Source organism: Pradoshia sp. TA40_28, assembly GCF_059694525.1.
Window position 1 is genome coordinate 243,838 of the sequence record NZ_JCATZO010000005.1, and the last position, 21,204, is coordinate 265,041.

18 protein-coding genes are annotated in these 21,204 nt (G+C 37.3%); 2 read left to right on the plus strand and 16 right to left on the minus strand.

Features of this window, described 5'->3' with window-relative positions:
* Positions 1-95: 95 nt before the first annotated feature.
* From AC58NB_RS08925 to AC58NB_RS08960, 8 genes are all read right to left on the minus strand, one after another.
* On the minus strand, positions 96-233 hold the full coding sequence (locus AC58NB_RS08925; protein ID WP_497426475.1) for a YezD family protein: 138 nt from the start codon (positions 231-233) through the stop codon (positions 96-98).
* A gap of 373 nt (positions 234-606) precedes the next feature.
* The gene (locus tag AC58NB_RS08930; RefSeq protein WP_497426476.1) at positions 607-1,995 is read right to left on the minus strand and encodes a transporter permease; all 1,389 of its coding nucleotides are present in this window, start codon (positions 1,993-1,995) and stop codon (positions 607-609) included.
* A 430-nt stretch (positions 1,996-2,425) separates the two neighbouring features.
* The gene (gene fbp, locus AC58NB_RS08935; protein ID WP_497426477.1) at positions 2,426-4,357 is read right to left on the minus strand and encodes a fructose-1,6-bisphosphatase; all 1,932 of its coding nucleotides are present in this window, start codon (positions 4,355-4,357) and stop codon (positions 2,426-2,428) included.
* Between the two features lie 470 nt (positions 4,358-4,827).
* Positions 4,828-5,079, minus strand: coding sequence for a sporulation protein (locus tag AC58NB_RS08940; RefSeq protein ID WP_497426478.1), 252 nt, complete (start codon positions 5,077-5,079; stop codon positions 4,828-4,830).
* Positions 5,080-5,257: 178 nt separating this feature from the next.
* Positions 5,258-6,874 carry a long-chain fatty acid--CoA ligase gene (locus tag AC58NB_RS08945; RefSeq protein WP_497426479.1) on the minus strand — a complete coding sequence of 539 codons (1,617 nt, stop codon included), beginning with the start codon at positions 6,872-6,874 and terminating at the stop codon, positions 5,258-5,260.
* A gap of 87 nt (positions 6,875-6,961) precedes the next feature.
* Complete coding sequence (locus AC58NB_RS08950) at positions 6,962-8,104, minus strand: acyl-CoA dehydrogenase family protein (protein WP_497426480.1); 1,143 nt, start codon at positions 8,102-8,104, stop codon at positions 6,962-6,964.
* 227 nt (positions 8,105-8,331) lie between these two features.
* Positions 8,332-8,622: a YxcD family protein gene (locus AC58NB_RS08955; protein WP_497426481.1), complete on the minus strand. Its 291-nt coding sequence runs from the start codon at positions 8,620-8,622 to the stop codon at positions 8,332-8,334.
* Entirely contained in the window at positions 8,610-9,053 is a 444-nt protein-coding gene (locus tag AC58NB_RS08960; protein WP_497426482.1) for a hypothetical protein, read from the minus strand. The genes AC58NB_RS08955 and AC58NB_RS08960 overlap by 13 nt, the downstream gene beginning before the upstream one ends.
* A 272-nt stretch (positions 9,054-9,325) precedes the next feature.
* Between AC58NB_RS08960 and AC58NB_RS08965 the strand changes: the two genes are divergently transcribed.
* Positions 9,326-10,189, plus strand: a complete 864-nt coding sequence (locus tag AC58NB_RS08965) for a phosphatase PAP2 family protein (protein WP_497426483.1) — start codon at positions 9,326-9,328, stop codon at positions 10,187-10,189.
* A 92-nt stretch (positions 10,190-10,281) separates the two neighbouring features.
* On the opposite strand, the gene AC58NB_RS08970 is transcribed toward AC58NB_RS08965, so the two are convergent.
* Entirely contained in the window at positions 10,282-11,070 is a 789-nt protein-coding gene (locus AC58NB_RS08970; RefSeq protein WP_497426484.1) for an SDR family oxidoreductase, read from the minus strand.
* A gap of 151 nt (positions 11,071-11,221) precedes the next feature.
* Between AC58NB_RS08970 and AC58NB_RS08975 the strand changes: the two genes are divergently transcribed.
* Positions 11,222-12,136: an NAD(P)/FAD-dependent oxidoreductase gene (locus AC58NB_RS08975; RefSeq protein ID WP_497426485.1), complete on the plus strand. Its 915-nt coding sequence runs from the start codon at positions 11,222-11,224 to the stop codon at positions 12,134-12,136.
* A gap of 79 nt (positions 12,137-12,215) precedes the next feature.
* Here the strand turns inward: AC58NB_RS08975 and AC58NB_RS08980 are convergent, their stop codons facing one another.
* The 7 genes from AC58NB_RS08980 to AC58NB_RS09010 all read right to left on the minus strand — a co-directional run bounded on the left by AC58NB_RS08980 (position 12,216) and on the right by AC58NB_RS09010 (position 21,146).
* Entirely contained in the window at positions 12,216-13,256 is a 1,041-nt protein-coding gene (locus tag AC58NB_RS08980; protein WP_497426486.1) for an aldose epimerase family protein, read from the minus strand.
* A 551-nt stretch (positions 13,257-13,807) separates the two neighbouring features.
* Entirely contained in the window at positions 13,808-14,791 is a 984-nt protein-coding gene (locus AC58NB_RS08985; RefSeq protein WP_497426487.1) for an aldo/keto reductase, read from the minus strand.
* Between the two features lie 31 nt (positions 14,792-14,822).
* Complete coding sequence (mmsB, locus tag AC58NB_RS08990; RefSeq protein WP_497426488.1) at positions 14,823-15,986, minus strand: multiple monosaccharide ABC transporter permease; 1,164 nt, start codon at positions 15,984-15,986, stop codon at positions 14,823-14,825.
* Positions 15,983-17,518 carry a multiple monosaccharide ABC transporter ATP-binding protein gene (gene mmsA / locus AC58NB_RS08995; protein ID WP_497426489.1) on the minus strand — a complete coding sequence of 512 codons (1,536 nt, stop codon included), beginning with the start codon at positions 17,516-17,518 and terminating at the stop codon, positions 15,983-15,985. Before mmsA ends, mmsB begins: the two co-directional genes overlap by 4 nt.
* A gap of 82 nt (positions 17,519-17,600) precedes the next feature.
* Positions 17,601-18,680 (minus strand): multiple monosaccharide ABC transporter substrate-binding protein, encoded by a 1,080-nt coding sequence (chvE, locus tag AC58NB_RS09000; protein ID WP_497426490.1) that lies wholly within the window; start codon positions 18,678-18,680, stop codon positions 17,601-17,603.
* Between the two features lie 91 nt (positions 18,681-18,771).
* A complete protein-coding gene (gene chvE / locus AC58NB_RS09005; RefSeq protein WP_497426491.1) occupies positions 18,772-19,851 on the minus strand; it encodes a multiple monosaccharide ABC transporter substrate-binding protein in 1,080 nt (359 codons plus the stop codon).
* A 224-nt stretch (positions 19,852-20,075) separates the two neighbouring features.
* Positions 20,076-21,146 carry a GntR family transcriptional regulator gene (locus AC58NB_RS09010; RefSeq protein WP_497426492.1) on the minus strand — a complete coding sequence of 357 codons (1,071 nt, stop codon included), beginning with the start codon at positions 21,144-21,146 and terminating at the stop codon, positions 20,076-20,078.
* Positions 21,147-21,204 lie beyond the last annotated feature (58 nt).

Sequence of the window (21,204 nt, forward strand, 5' to 3'; positions counted from 1 at the left end):
CATGAAGCTTTGTTTGGCTGCAAGTACAAAAAAAGGCAGTCTATCTCTACAAAGTAGAAAAAGACTGCCTCTAGTTTATCTAGTCAGCAAGCTTATTAGGATTTATGAATTTGTGAAGAGGATGGAAGGCGAACCTTTTCATTTTTCTCAATTTGGATGACCTTCCCATCCTGGACAACTAGCGTAACTGATCCAAATTTAATAGTAGATAACATGATTTCTATTTGATCCATGACGTCCTGCAAATTAGTCGATTTCAGCTGGTCTTCCCCCCTTTTGAATCCTCCCGTCGGTTATTGTTCTAACCAATAACAGAAGCCCTCACTGACCTTTTTAGAACTTATTAAAATTAATCCTACCATACACATATGATTTGTCAACATTATTTACAGAATTTCTCATAAATAGGTACAGCAGACTACCTCAATAACTACTAACAGACTGTAACTATCATTTAATGAAGAGAAGCTTACTTTCAGCTTCACGCTATCCCTATAACAAAAGGCATCTTCTGTCTGCTAAAACGATTAAACAGCAGGTAGTTAATGGAGGGTTAATTCTAACCCTCCTCACTTTAATGAAAATGGTAAGAGAAGCGATCTCTATTTATATAAGAAACATCGCCACAATGGTCGTAACGATAAGCCCAACCACCACCGGCACTAAATTTCGTCGTGCCAGTTCAAAAGGGCTGACATTACAAATAGCAGCTACAGGTATCAGCGCCCATGGCACTAAAGTTCCTCCACCAACCCAAATGGCTGCTATTTGTCCAAGAGCAGTCAGGGTAGCAGCCCCAGTATGGAGAGAATGCTCAAATAACTGAGCCACTGATCCGACCAATGAAATCCCTGAAAATCCTGAACCATCAAGCCCGGTTATGGCTCCAACAGCGGTCACAGTGACAGCTGCGATTTCCTTTGTAATCGGTATCGCACCGGCTAGAGCAGTCCCAATATCATTAATGATACCCTCAGACCCATTCGGGAGTCGATCACCGAATACAGCCTCGAATCCCGCATCCCCTAAATAAAAAAAGGCAGCAATCGGAATGACAGGACCAAAAACCTTAAATCCAAACTGGAATCCTTTTATCAAATACGCTGTGGTCTCCTCCAACCCTTTCGATTTATGGGCAAAGAGAGTAAGCAGGATCAATATCATAATGGCTGTACCACCAATGAGTGATGTTGCCTCCCCACCCTGAAGATCAAAGAGAGACATTGCCACCACATCTAGAATAAACAAAAGAGGAATCAGAACAGCAAATGATTTTTGTTGTGTGGCTGATAGCAATTTCTCCTTTTCCCTTTCATTCTGCTGCACATCAAGAACCTCTACAACCAGCTCACCTTTCTTCATATCTTTTCTTAACATGAAAAAAGCAGTTATAGTAGTAACAATACCCATCGTAATAACCAGAGGTATACTGGCCTCCATAACCTCACTGACCGGAATCCCCGCTGCATCTGCTGTTAATTTTGGCGCAGCCTGGATGACATAATCACCAGATAAAGCGATTCCATGGCCAAATAGATTCATTGCCATTGCCACACCTAAACCTGGCAGACCAACCCGTAAAGCTGCTGGAAGAAGAACAGCCCCAAGCAGTGCCACTCCTGGTGAAGGCCAAAAAAACCAGGAGCAGATCATCATGACAATCCCTATTGTCCAAAACGATAACGAAGGAGTTTTCATTAATTTTGTAAAAGGGTAAATCATCCTATCATTAATTCCTGTATCAGTCAGAACCTTGCCAAGAGACACAATAATGCAAATAATCAAGATGGTCGGCAGGAGCTCCCCAATCGCATAAATAAAACTATCAAACACGCCACTCACTGAAGTAGTTAAGCTCTCTGTGGTTAGAATCGCGATCACAAATATTCCGATTATACAAAAAAGAGACGTATCCCTGCGCATTGCCATCAAAATGATAATTCCACCAATAAACAACAAATAGATCCAATGGATCTGGGCCAATTCCATCTCCATTCAAATGCCCCCTCTGTCAAAATAGGCATTTAACCAAATGCTTACTACTACCATATGAAAAAGGCCCAGTTTGGTTCTTTTCCTTGCGAAGGAGTTGCCGATGAACTCTATAAGCTTGCTCTATTAACCAAAGAAGATGATTTTTTGGAAAGTGATTGATGGATAGTGAAAGGTGGTACTCTACATCAAAAAAAAGACTGTCCTCAGCAGTCTACATTCGTTCAAAAGAGGGGCAGGTAAGAGCAAACCCGCGTTCTTGGTTAAATCAAGTGTCTATGGATCGCCTTCACCAAGCTTTCATTTATTCTCGCCCATTCAAGTTTTTCACTAAATAAGTGATACATAAAATGTTTTACAACCTTTATAAAAAGAAAAAAGTTCAACCAGAATGTTCTGGCTGAACTCTTATCATATGAAGTTGCTGCTGACGTCAATCCATATACCGATATTCTCTCAAACTATTTAAAATCGAAATTTCCTGTATAATTTTTTCACCAATATTAGTTTCCCTAACTTTTTTACGCGTCAATTCTTTATCTACCAATCTTTTTATCGATAAAACATCTGTCCCGTTAAGTAAAACTTCTTCTTTGGAATTAAAATGCTTATGGGCAACCAGCTGCATGCCGTAGGAATTATATAGCAGCGTATATCCTGCTATACCTGTCGTTGATTGGTATGCTTTGGAGAAACCTCCATCGATTACAATCATCTTACCATTAGCCTTAATGGGATTTTCGCCCTCAATTTCTTTAACGGGTGTATGACCATTTATAATATGACCCGTTTCTGGATCTAAATCAAATTCAGTGAGGATTTTACGGCAAATTTCTTCATTCTCGCGCAGATGGTAATATATATTCTTTTTTTCTTTATGGGTTGCTTTATCCTCAATAAAGTACCTTTCAAACGTTGTCATTTCTCTTTTTCCAAAGAGTGATGAATATTCGCCTGTCCATAAATACCAGACCATATCCGTTGCCAGATCATCAGTCTTATCCGGATGCGCAAAAGAATGCCGTAAATAATGTTCAAAAACATCCAGTAATTCTCGCCCTGAATAGGTGTTATTTTCAATGGTCATTTTCTCCATATTTCCTTCTTCATCCAAAGGAATACACCCATGTATCAACAGATTCCCGTTATATTTTAAATAAAGACTCCCTTTCTTCATGAGAAAATTCATATGTCTGGCCAGCTTTTCTGAATTCTGAATCGAGAATAATAATCTTTCCATAACCTGCTTTTCTTCCTCTAATAACTGATCAGGCTGCTCGGGATTGACTGTTGCAAAGCAAGTATTTTCAAGCGAGTAAGTCTTTCCATAAATGGTTATTTCATTCTTATCATAATCAATTTTTTCAAGCAAAAGCCTTTCGGACATATTAAAATATGGACGTCTCTTTATAATCGGCATTTCTAATTTGAACTGAATCATCGCAATCGCTTGATGAATTTTCGTTATTTGTAATGTTTCATGTTTAGACAGCTTCTTATCCGAATGTTGTACCTTTGGTCTGAAAGCTGGATTGTCATCATAGTATTTCTCCGCAAGAGTTAATAGCGGTCTCAGATTGATTCCATATACATCTTCAATAATATCCAGATTGTCGTATCTTGCGCATATACGTATAATATTTGCAAGACAGACCATTGAACCAGAAAAAGCACCTATCCATAGTACATCATGGTTTCCCCACTGAATATCAACAGAATGATAATTGATCAGAGTATCCATGATTTTATCAGGTTCAGGTCCGCGGTCATAAATATCCCCCACGACATGGAGATGATCGACAACCAATCTCTGAGTTGTATAGGCAAGTCCAATGATGAGTTTATCAGCCTGTCCTAAAGAGATGATTTGCTCGACAATTTCTTTATAATATTTCTCCTTATTCATTTGATTGGTTTTGTAAAGCAGTTCTTCAATAATAAACACAAACTGGCTCGGCAAAGCTTTCCGCAATTTAGAACGTGAATATTTGGAAGAAGAATAAGAAATAAGCCTAATCATTCGCTCGATAGTCACGACATACCATTGATTTAATTCTTCTTTATTATTAAATTGATTTTTAATTAACTTCAATTTTTCTTCAGGATAATAAACTAATGTCGCAAATTCATTTATTTCATTTTCTAATAAAACATCTTGAAACAGGTCCTTGATCTTTTGTTTTACATTCCCGGAGCCATTTCTCAACACATGTTGAAAAGCTTGGTACTCCCCATGCAAATCACTGACAAAATGTTCCGTCCCCTTTGGTAGATTCAAGATGGCTTCCAAATTAATAATTTCCGTCACTACTTTTTCTTCACAATCATATTTTTGGACAAGTAAGTCCAGATATTTTGTATTCAATTGTATGTAATCTCCTTTACGACATTAATATCAATCTAATAGATTAAATCTAATTAATAAAGGCTAAGCATCAAAACTTATATAAGACCTTTTTGTTAACGTTAAATTAGTGCATATAGTATTTTAATTATAATTTATTTATACAAATAGTAGAATATAGATCTATCAAATTTTCATCCAAGAACCATTTTTGCTCTAGATGGATAGTTCTATTTTAACATTGTTTTTATACAATTCGTAATATTTAATTTAAAAAAAGAGTAGCCCTCACTGCCTAAAAGGATGGAATGAGAAAAAACAACGTTATTTTAAAACAAAGATTTATCTATAACTCGCTACTATCTTCTAACTGATTATAATAATGATATTGTACGGAAGGAATATGGGAGTATTCAAAATAAAAGAAGCCTAAAGCGTATGCTTTAAGCTTCAACCCTCAACTATGTTTATCACCTTCAGGTTTTTGACATTTAATAGAGCAGCTCATAAATCTTATTTAAATGCGCAGATCTTTCCTCGTCCTGTTCTTGGTTTGAATACTCTATGGCATCTTTTAGAATCCGGTTGAGATAACTGCTTTCATCCTCTGATAAGTCTCTAGCAAACAGTTCTCCACTACTATAATTCCGGTCTGAAATCCGATCAAAAATATTCTTCCCAATTTCGCTGTCTTCTGTGTGTGCTGATAAAATTTCCTGTACATAAGCTAATGATTGGTTCATGAAGTACACTCCTTTATAGAATAAACCATAATTATCCTCTTATTGTTTACAGGATGATATAAATCATACCAATTAATTAGGCTAATGTATGACCTTTGACGGCCACATCAACTTATATGTTAAAAAAAGTCTAAACCATTTGCTGCTTTAATTAAGGTTTAGACTTCTCCTACAATGCCTAATTATTCGAAACCCTATCCTGAATCATTTCTCTTAGTTTTGCTTTCAGAAACTTACCAACAGAGGTTTTTGGGATTTCTTCCATAAAGATGATTACATCCGGCAGCCACCACTTAGCAAATTGAGGTTCAAGGAAGCTTCGAATTTCCTCTTCTGTTATTTTCCCTCTAAATCCAGGTTTTAATACAACACAGCCGACCGGTCTTTCCTGCCATTCTGGGTGTGGAATGGCTACGACACTCGCTTCAAAAACCGCTTCATGAGCCATTAGGGCATTTTCAAGGTCGACCGAAGATATCCATTCACCACCGCTTTTGATTAAGTCCTTAGTCCGATCAACAAGTTTAATCGTACCTTCTTTGTCTACTGTGGCTACATCTCCTGTCAATAACCATCCATCTTTAAATGCCTCGCTAGTCCGTTCATCACGATAATACTCATCCGCGATCCAGTTGCCACGCAACATTAATTCACCCATATCTGTTCCGTTCCATTCAACTTCGCCCTCTGCTCCAACAATTTTCATCTCCAAACCAGGTACAAGCAACCCTTGCTTCGCTCTAATATCAAGCAGCTCTTCTTCGTCTAAGTCCAATTGATAACTTTTCAGTCTGGATACAGTTGCTATTGGAGTTGTCTCTGTCATGCCATATGCATGAAGAAACGGTATCTTATACTTGATTTCAAATTGCCTAATCAACCCTTTTGGTGCAGCCGAACCACCGCATAAAATAAATTCCAATGAGCTTGTATCATACGTACCTTTTTCAAGCTCCTGTAAGAGACCTAACCAAATAGTGGGGACACCTGCTGTTTTGGTTACACCTTCTGATTGGATAAATTCAGCCAGTAACTTTGGATTGAATTGCGGACCAGGGAGAATTTGCGTCGTTCCAAACCAAGTAGCCGCAAATGGTAACCCCCAAGCATTCACATGAAACATTGGGACTACCGGCATGACCACATCACGTTCAGATATAGCTGTTGTATCAGCTAGACCGAGCGCAAAACTATGCAGCACAATCCCTCGATGAGTATACTCTACTCCTTTCGGAAATCCGGTAGTTGCGGATGTATAGCACATCCCAGCCACCTCATTTTCATCTAATTCTTTTATAAAAGGGGTTTCCGGATTCCCTGTTTCTATGAGTTCTTCATAAGAAAATATCGGAGTAAGACTTGTTGCCGGGAGTTCTACTTTATCTGTCATGATGATGTAAGCTTTGATAGTAGTCAATGATGGGGCGATTTTTTCTATAAGAGGTACAATATCTTCGTCAATCAGGAGTACTTTATCTTCTGCGTTATTAATAATGTATGTGATATGTTCAGCAGATAAGCGAATATTAATGGTATGGACAACAGCACCTATGCCAGGTGCTGCAAAATAGGCTTCTAGATGGCGATGGTGGTTCCAAGCCAGAGTACCGACTTTATCACCTCTTGATACATCTAGTTTTTGTAGAACATTCGCCAGCCTTCTCGTTCTTTCACCGATTTCTTTATACGTTAATCGGTGTACTTTATCATGGGTTCTCGATACCACTTCTTTCTTTGGGAAAAATTTTTCAGCTCGTTCCAATAAAGAGTGCACAGTTAATGGTACATGCATCATTCTAAATTACCCCTTCCTACTATCAATTTAATATCGACCTCTCGAGGCTTTGAATACCCCTAAACTACGAGATTGTTCCCTAATCCCTTAAAGTCCTAAATTTTTGGCAATAATAGTCTTCATGATTTCATTTGTACCAGCGTAAATACTACTAACAGGAGTATCCCGAAATCGTCTGGCAATCTTGTATTCTTCCATGTACCCATATCCTCCGTATAGCTGCATACAGTCTACCGAGATGCGCTTTGCCGCATCTGTTAATTTCCACTTGGCCATCGAGACTTCTGAGACCACATTTTTACCGGCAATATGATCCGCAATTAATTGATCGAGAAATACACGACCCATTTTTATGTCAGATGCAATTTCAGCAAGTTTAAACTTGGTATTCTGAAAATCACTGATTGACTTTCCAAACGCTTTTCTTGACTTCACATATTCGAGCGTCATCTGAAACATATCCTCTGCGGCAACCTGTGCTGATATAGCTACGATTAATCGTTCTTGCTGAAGCTTATCCATCATGTAAAGAAAGCCCTGTCCCTCTTTACCTAATAAATTTTCCTTTGGAACGATACAATCCTCGAATATGAGTTCAGCTGTATCTTGGCAATGCATGCCCACCTTTTCTAACTTACGTCCTCTTGAGAAGCCTTCCATATTTCTTTCGACAACAAGCAGACTGATTCCTTTATGCTTAGGGACAGTGTGCAAATCCGTTTTACAGGCTACTAGGATAAGGTCTGCATGGATACCGTTCGTGATGAAGATTTTCTGTCCATTTAAGACATAATGATCTCCTTTTAATTCTGCATAGGTTGAAATAGAGGCTAAGTCGGATCCTGCACCTGGTTCAGTCATCGCAATAGCAGTGATGATCTCTCCACTTACACATTTAGGAAGCCATTTTTCCTTCTGTACGTTTGAACCGAAAGTATTTATATATGGGACAACGATATCATTATGAAGACCGATCCCAATTGTCCCCGATCCCACCCGTTCGAGTTCTTCATTAATGACAACTGATATCCCCCAATCTGTTTCCAGTCCCCCATACTGCTCAGGTAAATCTGGACATAAATATCCTTCTTGACCAAGTTGCGACCAAAATTCCCTTGGAATCAGTTTCTCTTTCTCCCACTGCTCATAGTACGGATAGGCCCTTTTTTCTAAAAACTTTCGAAAGGATCTTCGAAATATGTCATGCTCTTCATTTAAATAAGGATGCATCTTGTATTTCCTCCTCAAATATGTAAGCGCTTAAATAATAACCTATGCTTTTTATATTAGAGACCATCATTAAGAAAGTCACGAATATTTTAATAATTTACCAAAAATATATAATAGTACATACCAATTTTTGAATAGAATAATAATGAGCTAAGAAGCTGAAGTAAAGAATGCTGATTATATGACTCTATAAATAAAAAAAAGAGGCCTGGGCCTCTTTTTATCATTTAATTGACGTAGGCGATAATGCCTTCATCATCATCTAATTCAAGTTCAATACCGGCAGCAAACGGATCCATCTGAAGCTCATGCTCAATATAAAAACGCAATGCTTCAATCATATTTGCTGTAATAAGGATTTGTGATCTTCCGTTTACAATTGCTTCTGCGGAGAATCCATATTCATCGTCATACATTAATTCAATTTCAACTTCTTCAGGTTTGACTTGCTTTTTAGCAGCAATATAAACACAAAGTGAATTAATAATCTCTTGTTCTGATATTTTTATCCTCTCCACGATCCGTCAACCTCTTTTCTTGGACGGTTGTTACGTGTGAAGATCTTTTTAATTAACCCGATAATTAACACAATTACAAGTACATTTAATAATAATCCAAGCACAGAACCCATAGCACCCATATTAGCCAGCAAACCGCCGAATAATAAACCGGCGATACCGCCAAGCATCATGCTCTTCATGAATCCGCCTTTATTAAATGAATTTGTTTTAGTTGCTTTAGCATTGCTGTTAGTTGATGAATTTTGCTTATTCACAGTTGATTTATTTTGGTTGAAATTCGATTGGTTGTTATTCGAATTAAAAGATTTTTTGCCTGAACGGTATGATTTTGCACTAACTTCATGTGAAGTTCCTACAAATGTAGATTCAGCAACCGGCGCAAATACAAAGGTAATCAACATAAACGCTGTTAACATTTTCTTTATCAAAATAATTCCTCCTGTAATTCTGGTATAATTTTTTTCTGATAGGCTAAGTCTCCCATATTTGTATATACGAATCAAGTTTAAAGAAGTTTCATTGTTTTTCTTTTTTCTTTAACTTTTTAGTTAAATAGATATTTTTTTAGAGAAAAATCCTTTATCATGAATAAAAACTTAAAAATTCCAACTATTTTACTACTCTTGTTACTCAAAACCGTATAAGATATACACTATGAATATATTGAATCAGAAGGGATTAACTGCGTATGTACCAATCTATGTTTACCATAGCTGTGACCATTACGATTATGACCATTTTTTTAGTCATCGTCCTTTCTAAACGCAATCCTTTCGTTGCGTTTAAACTAATTTGGGACAGTCGAAGAGATAAGAAATTATGGATTCATTTTGCCTTACTGGGTGTTATACTTCTTATCAATAAACTTGAGTTGAAAATTGAGAACAAGTTTATCCATATCGGGGATTATTCGCATATAATCCAACAATACGAAGGACAATTTTTAGCCAATTTCCAAAATTTATTGAATCATAGTTGGCTAACAGAGCTAACTACTTTTTTCTATATCATCATATTCGTCACCTTAATTTCCACATCTTTTGTCCTTTATTTCATCCAAAAAAATAAACAACTATTCTATACATTTATTTATGCCATCGGCTTAAATTATTTGATTGCCATACCTTTTTATCTTTTTTTACCCGTTAATGAAGTTTGGTTTGTTCATAGTCAGGTTAGCTTTTTAATCCCGGAGGTCTATCCGGACTTTGAGAGTCAATATCGGAATGTATCAGGATTAAATAATTGTTTCCCGAGCTTGCATAATTCTATTTCACTGACTTTATTATTTTTAAGCTATAAATCGAACAATAAGGCATTTAAATGGTTCATGACGGGCAGTGTTGGAATTATCATGTTCTCAACCATCTATCTGGGAATCCACTGGCTGACTGATATGGCTGCAGGTGTTGTTCTTGCCTTTACAGCCTTTACGATGGCTAATCTGATCTCTCTGTTTGTTGCAAACCCAGCCTTAGGAAGAGGCAGAATCGCTCCGAACCTGGTATTGATGAAAAAAAACACCGTATCCTCCAAGATGAAATCTGATAAGCAAGCAAATTAATAAGTACCTAAAACTTAAACTATAAAAAATGACACGAGATCCTGCAAAGATCGCTATGCTGCTCTGCGGGTTCTCGCGTCTATTATTTATCTTTAAAATCCTTTTACTTTCCCACCGTCGACTAATAACACTTGGCCGGTTACATACGTATTTATCATTGATAACAGGAAGACTGCATAGTTGGCAAATTCTTCAGGCTCTCCATATCGGCCTAGCGGGATTTGGTGCTGGGCATTCGCTCTTACTTGGTCAATGGATATCCCCTGGCGCTCGGCCGCTTTTCCGTCCAAATAAGTTATTCTGTCTGTAGAGATAACTCCAGGCGCTATCGTATTAATTAATATTTGGTCCTCTGCGAATTCGGAGGCTAGAGTCTTCGTTAATCCGGTAATGCCGAGGCGGAACGTATTGGATAACAATAATCCCTGAATCGGTTCCTTTACGGATGAAGAAGCCATATTTAAAATTCTTCCGCCCTTCTCTTTCATATGGGGATATACCTCTCGAATAATCCTTATGTAACTTAACAAATTCAATTCAAACGCGTTTTGCCAGTCTTCATCAGATAACTCCATAAATGTCCCGGCCGGCGGTCCTCCAGCATTATTGAGTAAAATATCAATGCTTCCGAACTCTTGGACCGTTTTATTTACCAAATATTTAATTTGTTCCGCTTTCATGATGTCTGCTTCACAGTAAGATACCTTACCTTCTTTGTTTAATCCACTGAGTTCCTCTGCCACTCTTTTGAGCTTACTCACATTTCTGCCTGTAATCATTACATTTGCGCCCTCTTCCACTAACTTTAACGCAATTGCTTTTCCCAACCCCTGACTGGATGCAACCACCAGTGCATTTTTTCCTGCTAAATTAAGATCCAACTTCCTAACCTCCATTCTATTTCTATATCTTTATTTTCACATTTAGAGAAATTGTTTGTCAAAAACCAATTTGAATGGGTATAGACAGGTATAATATTTTTGTTCATCCAAAAACTAAGGATGAAGTTATGCAGGAGGATATGTGATAATTATGAAAAATTCATGGGAATGTATTGTAATTGGCGGAGGGATAGCCGGTACCCAGGCTGCCATCCAGATGGGAAGAAGCCAAATTAACTGTTTAGTCTTGGATTCTAAAGAAGCAGGACGATCGAATTTATGCAAGGATTACAGAAATATCATCGGATGGCCTGAAGGTGTCAGTGGAGAGCAGTTGCGTGAAAAGGGGCAACAACAAGCAACCGAAACAGGAGTTACTTTTATGAAAACTCATGTGAAGCAGATAACAAAAAAGGACGACGACTTTCTAGTGACGACCGAAAATGGAACGCATCAAGCCAAGACTCTTTTATTGGCTACCGGGATTACGGATCGTATACCTGCCATCCCTAACCTAAGAGAGTGCCTGGGCAGCACTATTTATATATGTACAGATTGCGATGGGTATGAAGCGATTGATAAAAAAATTATTGTGATGGGTGCAGGAGATAGCGGTGCAAGTCTTGCTGTATCCTTATTAAATTGGACAAATGATATTACCTATATCAATCACGAAAAAACAGCTGTTTCAACCGATATTCTCTCAAAACTAAACGAACATCAGATTACGTATTTGGAAGAAGAAATTGAATCAGTATCAAAGGAATCAGAGGATCACTTTACAGGAGTTTACCTGAAAAACGGTGAATTTTTAAAAGCAGATCGTGCTTTTATCGGCTTTGGTGGGAATGAAGTTCATACAGAATTAGCCAAGCAAATTGGTGTGCATATAGAAAATAACAGACATATTAAAGTCGATGCCCGCACTAAGGAAACAAATATTAAAAATGTATGGGCAGCAGGAGATATTGTTTCACACTCTGAACAGGCAACCATTGCGATGGGTGATGCGACCCAGGCAGCTATTTGGATCAATAAACGATTAATGGAATATAAAAGAAAATAAACCATGTAAACCAATTGAATATAATTAGCAAAAAAAGAGAGCAGATTTTATGATAAAACCTGCTCTCTTTTTTCTCTGATTATTTAAAAATGTATCTGGTATGCGCTTGATATACATCCTCTTTCTTCAACGTTACCTGTTGGAAATCCGGTTGGTTTATTGCATCCGGAAAACCTTGTGTTTCCAGACATATAGCCATATGAGGATGTGGTTTGACACCTCTGATCAGATACTCCCCTTCATATTGATTACATGTATAGATAACAACAGCTGGCTGATCCGTTTCTACTAGTAACGTACGACCGCTTTCAGGATCATATAAGGTTATTTCTCTATTAAAATTGGAATCCAATGCGAAAGGATGGTCAAATCCATTTCCCACTAATTCATTTTGTCTGTAGCCACTGTTAATACCCTGCGAAATCGGTTTTCTATCTAGAAAATCAAATGGTGTTCCTTCTACTGGAATCAATTGACCGGTCGGAATGGAATCTTCTTGCAGTTCAATAAACCGGCTGCTCTTCAGATGTAATTCATGATTTTTAATTGTGTTTTTCAAATCTCCACTCAAATTAAAATATGTATGATTCGTTAAATTAATGATGGTATCTTCATCAGTGGTTGCTTTATAGTGAATATCCAATTGATTATTTTCATTCACTAAGTACGTGGTTGTAACGTCTACCTTGCCAGGAAAACCTTCTTCTCCGGCTTTACTTGTATAACTGAATTCAACCCCAACAGCATCCTCTTCCTCTATTACTTTATAATCCCATAAGACATGGCTAAATCCTTTTACGCCTCCATGCAAATGGTTATCTCCCTCATTTTGAGTGATCTGATAAGATTTGCCGTTTAGGGTAAACTGACTATTGGCAATTCTACCAGCTATTCTACCGACAACTGCTCCAAAATAGGGGGAATGATCTACATAATCTTCCAAACGGTCAAAACCTAATACCACATTCTCCATATTACCCTCGCCGTCTGGAGCCATTATATCTGTTATTACACACCCATAATTTATAAAGCGAACTGCAAATCCTGATTCATTTGTTATAGAAAACTGTACAACCTCCTGATCTTCAATCTTTCCAAAAACCTTTTGTTCGATTTGCATGTATTTTCTCTCCTTATCCTGTAGGTCTATCTTTATTATAGAATTGCATAATAACTCTTCACAACCAGCACGATTGTAAGGCTAAATGCGCCAGAGTCTACTCGGGTGACCAGCTAAAGACTCCACTAGTTCTACACGGTCATTTCGACAGCTGCTATCTATATTGCAAACAACTTAGTTTTTAGTTGATACAAAGCTATAGAGAAGCTTTGCTATTTCCAGCTACTATGTACCTGGCATATCTCATTTTCCCTTTAACAGGATAGAGAAAACCTTCTATTAATCAAAAGGATATCTACCCTTTTTATTATAAAAAATAGCTCTGTTAAACTTACATGTTGATATCCGTTCATCGCCTTTGCTTTCCGCGGGCGTTTCGGGGGCCTCGCTACTCCCTCAGGAGTCTCAGGCCATCCACTACTATCAGCCAGCTACTAAATCATCAATGAACTTTAACAAAACCTAAAGAATAAACAGGAACTAGAGAAATGATCCGTCTCTAATGCCTGCTCATTTAGCATTTAATTATAGCTTCCTATTTATCTGCTTGTTTAATAAGGTCCCCGAATATGATCATGTACTTCCTTTATATAAAAGGTATGTAGCTTTTTTAGCTCCTCTTCTGTAAAGGGATTAGTATGGATCGCTTTAAGATTTTGATCAACCTGCGCCACATTTTTAAATCCTGGTATGGCACATGTAATTTCTTCTTGATCAAGAATCCATCGTAAGGCCGAATTCGCCAAGGAATCCCTGCCATCCGCTATCCACGAAAGCTTATTAGTTAATTCGACCCCTTTTGAGAATTCAAGGCCGGCGAATGTTTCACCTACATTAAATTTTTCTCCATTAGCGTTAAACTGGCGATGGTCATTCTCATCAAATTTTGTTTGGGAGTTAAACTTCCCTGTTAACAAACCACTGGCAAGGGGAACACGGGCCAATATTCCAACCCCTTGTTTTTTTGCGGCTGGAAGAAGCTCTTCAAGTGGCTTTTGCCGAAATAGATTAAAAATAACCTGCAACGCCCTGACACCTGGTATAGTCAGACAAAATAATCCCTCTTCAACTGTCTCGACACTTACACCATAATGGCGAATTTTCCCTTCCTGCTGAAGTTTATCCAGTACAGTAAATACATTCGTATTTTGCAAAATAGGTAAAGGAGGACAATGAATTTGATATAAATCAATCCGCTCCCGGCCCAGTCTTTTTAAACTATCCTCACAATATTTACGTATGGACTCTTCTGAATAGGTAAGTGGATCATGAATATCACCGGCTCGGCAAAATTTAGAGGCAATATATATTTCGTCCTCTTTTCCCTTTGTCGCTTCCCGCAGCAGTTCTTCGCTTCTTCCATTTCCGTAAACATCTGCTGTATCAAAGAAGTTGACACCACACTCTATGGCACGGTTTAAACCGAGAAGAGCATCCTGGGTATCAGAAATTCCCCAATCCCCGCCGATTCCCCACGTACCAAAACTTATTTCACTGACAGATAAATCTGTATTTCCAAGTTTACGATAATTCACTTTATTGACACTCCTTTAAGGTTATATCCGCTTATGAGGATTTATTTTTGTTATAGACATCAAAACCTACAGCTAATAGCAACACTAAACCTTTAATGGTCTGTTGATAATCTACGCCTAAACCAATTAACGACATACCATTGTTAAGGACACCCATTACCAGACCGCCTACTACAGCACCAATAACTGTTCCTATCCCTCCGTATGCAGATGCACCGCCGATAAAGACCGCTGCAATTGCATCCAATTCGAAAGAATTACCCGCTTTTGGAGTCGCTGCATTCAAACGAGCTGCAAACAATAATCCGGATAAGGCAGATAACACACCCATGTTTACAAACACCCAGAAGGTTAACCATTTTGTTTTAATACCTGATAATTTTGCTGCCTTTTCATTACCGCCAAGCGCATATAAATGACGACCTGGAACCGTTTTATTTGTAAAGAACGAGTAAGCAACAATTAATACAACTAATATAACCAGGATATTTGGAATTCCTTCATATGAAGCTAGGAAATAAGCAAATATATTCATAACTGCTACTATAAATACAATCTTTAAAGCAAATAGCCACATAGGAAGTACATCAAAATTGTAAGACTGTTGTTTTTTACGTTTTTTCAATTCACTCCATAATAGTACGACTGAGATCAGAATACCAACAAACATGGTCAATAAATCTAAATCTCCTGTTTTATTCAACCCTGGTATGAATCCTGTACTCATTTGGCGGAAGGATTCAGGGAATGGAGCAATAGATTGCCCGTTGAGGACAAGCATCGTAAGTCCGCGGAAAATCAACATCCCCGCAAGTGTCACGATAAAAGCAGGAATTTTGAGAAATGCCACCCAGAATCCATGCCAAGCTCCAATTAATGCACCAATAATCAGACAAAGTATAACCGATAACCAAACCGGCATGTTCATTTCAATCATAAATATAGCTGACATCGCGCCAACAAAGGCAACAATTGATCCAACAGAAAGGTCAATATGCCCTAATATAATGACCAAAAGCATCCCAATCGCTAAAACAAGAATATAACTATTTTGCAGAATTAAATTTGTAATATTAAGAGGTTTTAATAAGATTCCGTCCGTTAATACCTGAAATAATACCATGATAAAAATAAGAGCCAGTACCATTCCATACTGTCTTATATTATTTTTCAATAAACTAGTCAGTGTTTTCACAGCTGTTCCACCCCTGTTCTGGTCATATATTTCATTATTTTTTCTTGAGAAGTGTCATGTCGGTCGAATTCAGCTGTGAATGTACCCTCACGCATCACATAAATTCTGTCACAGATTCCTAGTATCTCAGGCAGTTCTGATGAAATGACCAATACTCCGATTCCTTTGTCAGCCAATTCATTAATAATCGAGTAGATTTCATACTTTGCACCTACATCAATCCCGCGTGTCGGTTCATCTAGTATTAAGATTTCCGGCTCCGCAAAGATCCATTTGCTCAGTACTACTTTTTGCTGATTACCTCCGCTCAAATTCATTGCTTTTTGCAAAATACTCGGACTCTTTATATTCATTTTTTTACGATATTGTTCGGCCTCTATAATTTCCTGGTTCTCGTTTACGACTGCATTCTTCGATATTTTATGTAGATTGGCTAATGTTATATTCGTTTTGATATCTTCCTCTAAAACAAGGCCATATGACTTGCGGTCCTCGGTCACGTACGCAATCCCATTTTCAATTGCTTGCGTAATATTTTTCAGCATTAGTTCTTTGCCATTTTTAATGATTTGACCTGAGACTTTTTTGCCGTAGGCTTTGCCAAAAATACTCATTGCCAGCTCGGTTCTCCCAGCCCCCATCAAACCGGCTATCCCAATAATTTCCCCGCTTCTTATATGAAGACTAACATCATCCACGATGTTTCGATCAGGATTATTTTCATCTTGTACCGTCCAGTTTTTCACTTCTAAAATGGTTTCTCCTATATTGGAGGTGTGATCAGGATACCGATTTGTGAGGTCACGCCCAACCATGCCTTTGATGATTCGATCCTCCGTCACCCCTTTTTTCATATCGAGGGTTTCGATTGTCTTGCCATCACGCAGGATGGTAATAGAATCTGCCACTTTAGCAATCTCATTTAATTTATGTGAGATGATAATAGAAGTCATTCCTTGCTTCTTAAATTCAAGCATTAAATTCAGGAGATTTTCACTATCATCCTCATTCAGAGCAGCTGTTGGTTCATCTAATATCAGTAGTTTCACTTTTTTAGATAATGCCTTTGCAATTTCAACCAATTGTTGTTTCCCTACACCTAATTGGTTAACAGGTGTATTGGGTGTTTCATTTAATCCAACAATCTTCAGTAAGTCTAGCGTCTTCACGATTGTTTCATTAAAGTTAATGATTCCGTGTTTTGTTTGTTCATTACCAATAAATATATTTTCAGAGATTGATAGGTAAGGTATTAGAGCTAACTCTTGATGGATAATAACAATCCCCAGATTTTCACTTTGCTTTATATTTTTAAATTCACATACTTCATTATTAAATAGAATATCTCCTGAATAGGTACCATGTGGATATACTCCGCTCAATACTTTCATTAATGTGGATTTTCCCGCTCCATTTTCTCCGCAAAGGGCATGAATTTCCCCTTCTTTTATTTTCAAATTCACATGATCGAGCGCTTTTACCCCAGGGAATGTCTTCGTGATATTTCTCATTTCCAATAATATTGATGACACGCCATTTCACCCCAACTGTATAGATTTGGACGATGTTTGATTATTTAGATTACAAACAAACATCATCCACCTATCATTTCTCTTATTTACCTAATTCCTCTTCTGTGTAATAGCCACTATCCACTAAAAGTTCTTTATAATTCTCTTTATCTACTGTCACCGGTTCCAATAGATAAGATGGAACCACTTTGTTTCCATTGTCATATGTTTCAGTATCATTCACTTCGGCTTCCTTACCTTTTAAAACGGAGTCTGCCATCTCAACTGCTTTTTTAGCTAATGCTCGTGTATCTTTAAAAATGGTTGACGTTTGTTCACCAGCAATGATTGCTTTCACTGATGCTAAATCAGCATCTTGACCAGTAATAATTGGCATTGGTTTACTATCCGTTCCATACCCAACACCTTTTAAGGACGAAATAATACCGATAGCGATTGCGTCATTCGGCGATAGAACCGCATCTACACGCTCCGAAGAATATTGTGAACTTAACAAGTTATCCATCCGAGTTTGCGCTGTTGCTCCATCCCAACGTAAAGTAGCAATTTGCTTCATATCCGTTTGTTTACTTTTAACAACTAATTTTCCTGAATCTATATATGGTTTTAGGACAGACATGGCACCATCATAGAAAAAATATGCGTTGTTATCATCTGGAGACCCCCCAAACAATTCAATGTTAAATGGCCCTTTACCATTTTTAAGGCCAAGTTTGTCCTCAATATAGGAACCTTGTAGGACACCTACTTTGAAATTATCAAATGTGGCATAATAGCTAACGTTATCTGTCCCTTTTATTAATCGGTCATAGGAAATCACTTTAATGTCTTGATCAGCCGCTTTTTGCAGAACTTCTGTCAAAGATTCACCGTCAATAGATGCAATAACGAGAATGTCTACTTCTTTCGTAATCATGTTTTCAATTTGTGAAATTTGATTCTCAATGACATCTTCAGCGTATTGAAGATCTGTTTTGTATCCTAACTTTTCAAATTCTTCAACCATATTTTCTCCATCAAACACCCATCGCTCCGATGACTTTGTTGGCATAGCTATTCCAACATATCCCTTTTCATCACTACCGGATTTTTCATCGCCGCCACAGGCCGCTAACGTAAATACCAACACAAACATCAGTAATGCAGTAACAAATTTCTTCATGCTATTAATCCCTCCCTTTTGATAAAATAAGGTTCATCAATAAAGCCTCAATAGAAACCCTTCAAATTAGCGTATTCACCTATTATTTCTCTTATTTACTTAATTCTTCTTCTGTGTAGTAGTCACTATCTACTAAGATCTCTTTATAATTCTCTTTATCTACTGTCACTGGTTCCAATAGATAGGATGGAACTACTTTGTTTCCATTGTCATATGTTTCAGTATCATTTACTTCTGCTTCCTTGCCTTTTAGAACGGAGTCTGCCATTTCAACTGCTTTTTTAGCCAATGCTCGTGTATCTTTAAAAATGGTTGACGTTTGTTCACCAGCGATGATCGATTTTACTGATGCTAATTCCGCATCTTGACCAGTAATAATCGGCAATGGTTTGCTCTCCGTCCCATACCCAACACCTTTTAAGGATGAAATGATTCCTATACTGATTCCATCAAACGGTGATAAAACAGCATCTACACGGTCAGATGAATATTGTGAACTTAACAAGTTGTCCATACGAGATTGGGCAGTTGCTCCATCCCATCGAAGGGTGGCGATTTTCTTCATTTCTGTTTGTTTACTTTTCACAACCAGTTTACCTGAGTCTATGTATGGTTTTAGGACAGACATTGCCCCGTCATAGAAAAAGTATGCGTTGTTATCATCTGGAGACCCGCCAAACAATTCAATGTTAAATGGTCCTTTTCCATCTTTAAGGCCAAGTTTGTCTACAATATAGGAGCCTTGTAGGACACCCACTTTGAAATTATCAAATGTGGCATAATAGCTAACATTATCTGTCCCTTTAATTAAACGGTCATAGGAAATCACTTTAATATCTTGGTCAGCTGCTTTTTGCAGAACTTCTGTCAAAGATTCACCATCAATAGAAGCAATAACGAGAATGTCTACTTCTTTGGTAATCATGTTTTCAATTTGAGAAATTTGATTCTCGATGACATCTTCTGCATATTGAAGGTCTGTTTTGTATCCTAACTTTTCAAATTCTTTAACCATATTTTCACCATCAAATACCCAACGCTCCGATGACTTTGTTGGCATAGCTATTCCAACATATCCCTTTTCATCACTTCCGGATTTTTCATCGCCGCCACAGGCCGCTAACGTAAATACCAACACAAACATCATTAATGCAGTAACAAATTTCTTCATGCCGTTAACCTCTCCCTTTGAATAAAATAAGGTCTCTCATTCGATAGTATTTCTAAAGTTATTCGAATATAAAAACCTTTCAAAAAAATGAATACGCTTACAATTATATGATACTACTTGTTAGTACAAGTATGCTACATAATTATGTATATTTTCACAAATTTTACAATTAATTTTGTGACATAATAAAAAAACCCAATTCAATGGGTTTTTACATGAAATTCTTATATTTTTTTTGTTGAATTACGCAAAATTAAGTTGGGTTGATACAAGATTGAAGGGTCTTCATCTTCTTTATTTTCAATAAGACGGATAATAGCTTCCGCTGCTTTCTCCCCCATATCTGACTTAGGATGACTAACTGTCGTTAATTTAACTTCAGATGCAGTTGCTAAATTCGAATCATCAAATCCTACAATCGAAATGTCATCCGGTACACTTATTTCATATTCCCTTAAGATATTAAGAGCAGCCAATGCTAATTCATCATTATAGAAAAAGACTCCTGTTGGCCTATGACTTGTATTTACCAGTTTCCTAAAATCTTCATTCAGTACTTTATTTTTTTCTTTTGTGGAATACGAAAGTATCATATTCGATAAAATCGGGATTTTATTTTCACGGTGTGCTCTTATAAATCCCTGCATCCTTTTCACGCCCTGTTGGTCATCCGTTTTAAAAATTCCCGCAATCCGTGTATGGCCCAATTTAATCAAATGTTCAGTTGCCATAAAAGCTCCCAATTCATCATCAACTGTTAAATTATAAGGAGTCAGTTCAGGATAATACGCATTGATCATCAGATAGGGAATTTCTTTTCTTTCGAAATTTAAATAGTATTCTAAGTTAGGATTATAGTAATTGCTTTTTGTTGGTTCCACAATTAAACCCGCAACGCCCCTGTTTAAAATATTCTCTAAACATATCTTTTCTTTATTTAAATCATTATTTGTACTATATAGGAGTAACGTATATCCCTTGCTGCTTAGATAAGACTCTACTCCATTAATAATAGAAGGAAATATGTAATTAGAAATATATGTAGTTAGCAGGGCAATTGTTTTTTCAGACGGCTGCTTTACATTTCGATCGGCACAAAACGTTCCAGAACCTTGCTCTGTATATAACCATCCTTCATTAACAAGATCATTAATGGCTTTACGCACAGTATGTCTGCTAACTTCAAATTGTTGAGTTAACTCATATTCAGAACTAATACGCTGATTAGGGATATATTTGCCTTCTTCTATGAACTTCTTAATCTCATTCTTAACTTGTTCGTATTTTTTCATCATATGACCCATCTCCAATATGTACCTATTTATGAATATTTTATCATAACTTGTATGTACA